The organism is Saliniramus sp. (genome assembly GCF_035311605.1).
Classification (GTDB): domain Bacteria; phylum Pseudomonadota; class Alphaproteobacteria; order Rhizobiales; family Beijerinckiaceae; genus Saliniramus.
The window spans coordinates 1-5,247 of sequence record NZ_DATGCW010000319.1 but is presented as its reverse complement, the minus strand read 5'-3'; the positions used below and the strand labels follow the sequence as shown (position 1 = coordinate 5,247).

At 62.1% G+C, this 5,247-nt stretch carries 3 protein-coding genes; 2 read left to right on the top strand and 1 reads right to left on the bottom strand.

The features are described 5' to 3' along the window. Nucleotides 1-1,128, bottom strand: a 1,128-nt coding sequence (locus tag VKP01_RS14165; protein ID WP_324413375.1) for a trypsin-like peptidase domain-containing protein, incomplete at its 3' end; no start/stop codon positions are given. A gap of 292 nt (nucleotides 1,129-1,420) precedes the next feature. Here VKP01_RS14165 and VKP01_RS14160 point away from each other — a divergent pair. Both VKP01_RS14160 and VKP01_RS14155 read left to right on the top strand, forming a co-directional pair. Then, nucleotides 1,421-3,115 (top strand): methyl-accepting chemotaxis protein, encoded by a 1,695-nt coding sequence (locus tag VKP01_RS14160; protein ID WP_324413373.1) that lies wholly within the window; start codon nucleotides 1,421-1,423, stop codon nucleotides 3,113-3,115. A 408-nt stretch (nucleotides 3,116-3,523) separates the two neighbouring features. Further along, a partial coding sequence (locus VKP01_RS14155; RefSeq protein WP_324413371.1) for a diguanylate cyclase domain-containing protein occupies nucleotides 3,524-5,247 on the top strand: 1,724 nt, incomplete at its 3' end.

The window sequence follows — 5,247 nt, the reverse complement described above, 5'->3', positions numbered from 1 at the left end:
ATTCTCCGGCGGTGGCATCAGCGGCACGTCGAGCGCCATGGCGCGGTCGCCGCGCAGAATGTCGATACGCGCCAATCCTTCGACACCCGCGAGGGCGAAGCGATAGCCGAAAGCATCCGGATCGTTGATCCGGCGCCCCTCGACGGCGCGGATGATATCGCCCCGGCGCAGCCCGGCGCGGTCGGCGGGGCTGTCATCAAGGACATTCGTGACGAGCACGCCGGAGGGCCGGGCGAGGCCGACACTCTCGGCAATGTCGGGGGTGACCTCCTGTACCGAGGCGCCGAGCCAGGGGCGGCGTACGCGCTCGGCACCGATGCGAGCCGACTCCACCACCGCATGCACCATCGCCGCAGGAATGGCGAAGCCGATGCCGTGGCTGCCGCCGGAACGCGAATAGATCGCCGTGTTGATGCCCACGACCCGTCCGTTCATGTCGAGCAGGGCTCCGCCGGAATTGCCGGGATTGATCGCCGCATCGGTCTGGATGAAGAACTGGTAATCGCTGATCCCGACCTGGGTGCGCGCCAGAGCCGAGACGATGCCCTGCGTCACCGTCTGGCCGACGCCGAACGGGTTGCCGATGGCGAGCACGATATCGCCGACTTCGAGTGTCTCGGAATCGCCCAGCTCGAGAGCCGGAAAGCGCTCTTCGGACACGATCTGCAACATGGCGAGATCGCTGCGCGGATCGCGCAGGACGACCTCGGCGTCGAATTCGCGCCGATCAACGAGAGCCACGCGCAACTCCGTCATGCCCTCGACAACATGGTAGTTGGTCACCACCAGTCCTGCTTCATCGACGATGACGCCGGAGCCGAGGGAGCGCTCGATCCGCTCGCGCGGCATGGCGCCGAAGCCGTCGCTGCCGAAGAAGCGCTCGAAGAAATCCTCCATATGGTCGCGCGGGCGCTCGCTGACGCGGGCCCCGTGCACATTGACCACCGCCCCGGCAGCTTCGCGTACGAGCGGCGCATAGGAGAGTTTCACTTGCGCGTCGCTCTCGGGCACGACGCGGCTTTGTGCGACGGCATGATCAGGCGTTGCTACGCAGGTCACCAGCGCGACGAAGGCGGCGAGCAGGATCGCGAGCGGAGCGCGATCGTGGCGGGCGGATTCTGATGGCATCTGGGTCACGTCCGGCTCCGGCTCTGACAATGTCGAAAAGGAAAGACGAATCGCATCATCCGAATGTCGCATAGTGGGAGCCGCAGGGGGAGGGGGCAAGCCGGTGCGCGGCAGCATGGCAGCCGGATCACTCTGGAGGCATGCATTTTTTGAGCATGGGTTTTGCGCAAGCGCATGGCCTGTCAAATGTCCCATTAATTTTCATTAAATTTTTTTCGGCTTAAATCCTTCTCAACGAAAGGGATAGCAAAAGACATGAAAGCATCCCTCGGTAGAACAGGAAGTCAGATCCATGAAAATCGAGAAGACCGGTATCGCCGCCAAACTGGCGGTCGCCTTTGCCTTCGTGCTCGCCCTTATGGCGGGGCTTGCCTGGATCTCCGTGGCGGAAGTCGGCAACCTCAACCGCAACCTAGCGGAGATCAACAACGTCAATGCCGTCCTGCAGCGGCATGCCATCAATTACCGCGGCAGCGTGCATGACCGCGCGATCGCCATCCGCGATGTCGTGCTCTACGAGGATGCGGGGGCGCAACGCGAGCAGGTTGCCCTGATTGATGAACTTGCACAATTCTATGCCGAGAACGAGCGGGCCATGGACGGGCTCGTCGCCGAAATCGGTTTGTCTGATGCCGGAAAAGCCATGCTCGCCGATATCGACGCGATCCAGGCGCAGACGAACCCGCTCGTCGACGAAATCGTCAACCTGCAACGGGCTGGCAATGGAGAGACGGCGCATGACCTCTTGATGACGCAGGCCAGCGGTCTCTTCGTCGACTGGCTCGCTGCGATTAACCGCTTCATCGATTATCAGGAGGCGCAAAGCCAGGCTGTGGGTGCCGAGGTGACGCGTTCTGCCGAGGGCTTCTCAACCCTCGTTCTGGGTGCGCTCGCGCTGGCGATCGTGCTCTCCATTGCCGCCGGCACTCTGGTGGCGCGCTCGGTGATCAAGCCGGTGCAGGGGCTCACGGCGACACTGGAGCGCATGGCGGGCGGTGAACTCGACGCGACGGTTCCGGGCGTGGATCGCCGTGACGAGGTGGGCGCCATTGCCAAGGCGCTGGTCGGGTTCCGTGATGCGCTCGGACGGCGCAAGGCGGAGGAAGCGCAGCGCAATGCGGAGCAGACCGAAGCCGAGAAGCAGACGGCCATGGCCCGGCTGGCGGACGAGTTCGAAACCACGGTGGGCGGTCTCGTGCGTGAGCTGTCGAAATCCTCCGGCACGCTGAAATCGACGGCGCGTTCGCTGTCCTCCACGGCGGAAGAGACCAACATGCAATCGGCTTCGGTCGCGTCCGCCGCCGAGCAGACGGCTGCGAACGTCCAGGCCGTCGCCACGGCGACCGAGCAACTCGCGGCCTCCGCACAGGAAATCGGCTCGCAGGTTTCGCAGACCGCGACCAAGTCGGCTGCGGCGGTCGAGCAGGCGCGTGAGACCAACGAACTCGTCTCCGAGCTCTCCGACTCGGCCCTGAAGATCGGCGAGGTCATCGCCATGATCCGGGCCATCGCCGAGCAGACCAATCTGCTCGCGCTCAATGCCACGATCGAGGCGGCCCGCGCCGGTGAGGCCGGAAAGGGCTTCGCGGTGGTCGCAGCCGAAGTGAAGGGGCTCGCCGACCAGACGGCCAAGGCGACGGACCAGATCGCGACGCAAATCACGGGCATGCAGGGGATTTCGGAGAAATCCGTGGCGGCGATCGCAGCGATCGCCCATCAGATCGAGGAAATGTCCTCGCTGACCGGTTCTGTCGCGGCGGCTGTGGAAGAACAGCAGGCGGCGACCGGCGAGATCGCGCGCAACGTGTCGGAAGCGGCGCGCGGCACGCAGGAGGCCACGGGCAACATCACTCAGGTTCGCGAGGCCTCCAGCCAGACGGCGACGGCTTCCGAGCAGTTGCTCACCTCCGCGAATGCGCTCTCGGAAAATGCCGGCAGCCTGGAGGCGGAAGTCTCGCAGTTCCTCCAGCGCGTGCGCGCTGGCTGAAATCCCTGACTTAAAAAAACAGCCGGTTTACCGCCCGCGATACGAATGTGTCGCGGGCGGCTTGATTGAAATCGATTTTCAACCAAACAAAGACTGCACCCCTTCTGTTTCTGTCGCCTCGACCGGATTTCATACTTCTGGTGACTGAACCAGCCTGGACAGGGTGATACTTTCATATGAAATTGAATGAATCTGGTCGTCACAGTAGCGTCTTACAAAAAGACATGGTGAATTTCCTTTTGGCAATACCGTCCCGAAATTCCGATTAAGCGAAGATAAACAGTCTCAGTGTACGTTTGACTTTAGGGAACGCATCACGGTAGCAGCAAAGACAAAGCGCAATCTGAGATATGTTTCTGTCGTTAAGCAGGTCTCTGAACCTGTACGGATGCAGGAAGGATTACTGTCATGGCTTTGCGCCCTGTCGATGAATCAGTACTTTCATCGGAAACGCGCCTTCGTCTGGAGAACGAACGGCTGGCAGTCCTGTCCCGTTACGATCTTTCCAATGGTGGATCGGAGGCGGACTTTGATCATATCGCCCGACTGGCCGCGCATCTGTTCAATGCGCCGATCGCTGCCGTCACTCTCGTCGGCGCCTGCGAACAGGCCTTCACGGGATGCCACGGCCTCGCAATCGCGCAAACACCCCGCGATGTCTCCTTTTGCCAAACCGATATCCTCACCAGTCGTGACGTCCTCGTCATCGAGGATACGACGCGCGACCCGCGCTTTGCCGAAAATCCTTTCGTAACCGGCGAGCCGCACCTGCGCTTTTACGCTGGCGCACCGCTGGTGACCCATGATGATCATGTGCTGGGACGGGTCTGCATCATCGATACGAAGCCGCGACCGCCCCTCGATGAGCGCGAAAAGACATTGCTCGCTGATCTGGCCACGCTTGCCATGGACCGGCTGGAGCGTCGCCGCGAGGAACGGCGCCGGGCTCAGACCGAGCATCGTCACGCATCTTTCGCCAGCAGCTCTCCGAATGCGGTGATCTGCACCAACGGCTCCGGCATCATCACCGAGTGGAATGCCGGTGCGACTGCGATGTTCGGCTATGATGCCGATGACGCGATCGGGCAAAGCCTTGATATCATCATCCCCGAAGAGATGCGGGCGGCGCATCATGCCGGCATGGAGCGCAATCTGCGCGGTGAATCGGCAGGCATCGTGGGGAATACGGTTGAATTGCCAGCCATGCGTCGGGACGGTTCACGGTTTCCGGCGGAGATCAGCGTCGCGCGTTGGGAAGAAGACGGCGCGAAGGCATTCGGTGCAATCATCAAGGACGCCACACAACGCAAGCAGGCCGAGGATCAACTCTACCGGCTCGCGCATTTCGACCCGCTCACCCGTATCGGCAACCGGACCCTGTTCCAGAAGGATATTCGCGAAGCCCTCGCGGCGCGCGCCCGTGGCGCATTGCTCCTGATTGATCTTGACGGGTTCAAACTCGTGAATGATTGCTACGGCCATCTCACCGGTGATGCCCTCCTGCGCGTGGCGGCGCAGCGTGTCCAGACGACCGCCTTCGCAACGGGTGGTGTATATCGCCTCGGCGGTGACGAGTTTGGTGTGATCATTCGCGACACCGACAGCAATGGCGCTGAAGACGTTGCATCGTGGATCATCGACACGCTGGCCGAGCCCTTCGAGGTTGGCGGGCATGTCCTGAGGCTGGGCGCCTGTGTCGGGATCGTTGCGTTTTCCGGAAACGATCCCGACACGCTTCTCGGCAATGCCGATCTCGCCCTCTATGAAGCAAAGAGCCTTGGACCGGGGCACAAGCTTGTCTATACGGAAGATCTGCGCGCGAAACTCGAGTCCCGTCAAGAATTGCGCACGGCTCTCCACGTCGCCCACGAAGAGGAACAATTCACCGTATTCCTGCAGCCCCAGGTCGATCTCGAAACCGGTGCGCTGACCGGGGTCGAGGCGCTCTTGCGCTGGCAGCATCCCGAGCGTGGATTACTGGCTCCGGGCGCTTTCATCGCGGAACTTGAAAATACGCCGATCGCGGCGGATGTCGGCAACCGGGTGCTCGTGCAGGCCTGCCGGGACGCGATGCGTCTGCGTCAGCGCCATGGTCGCGACATCCGAATCGGCGTCAATCTCTTTACCGCCCA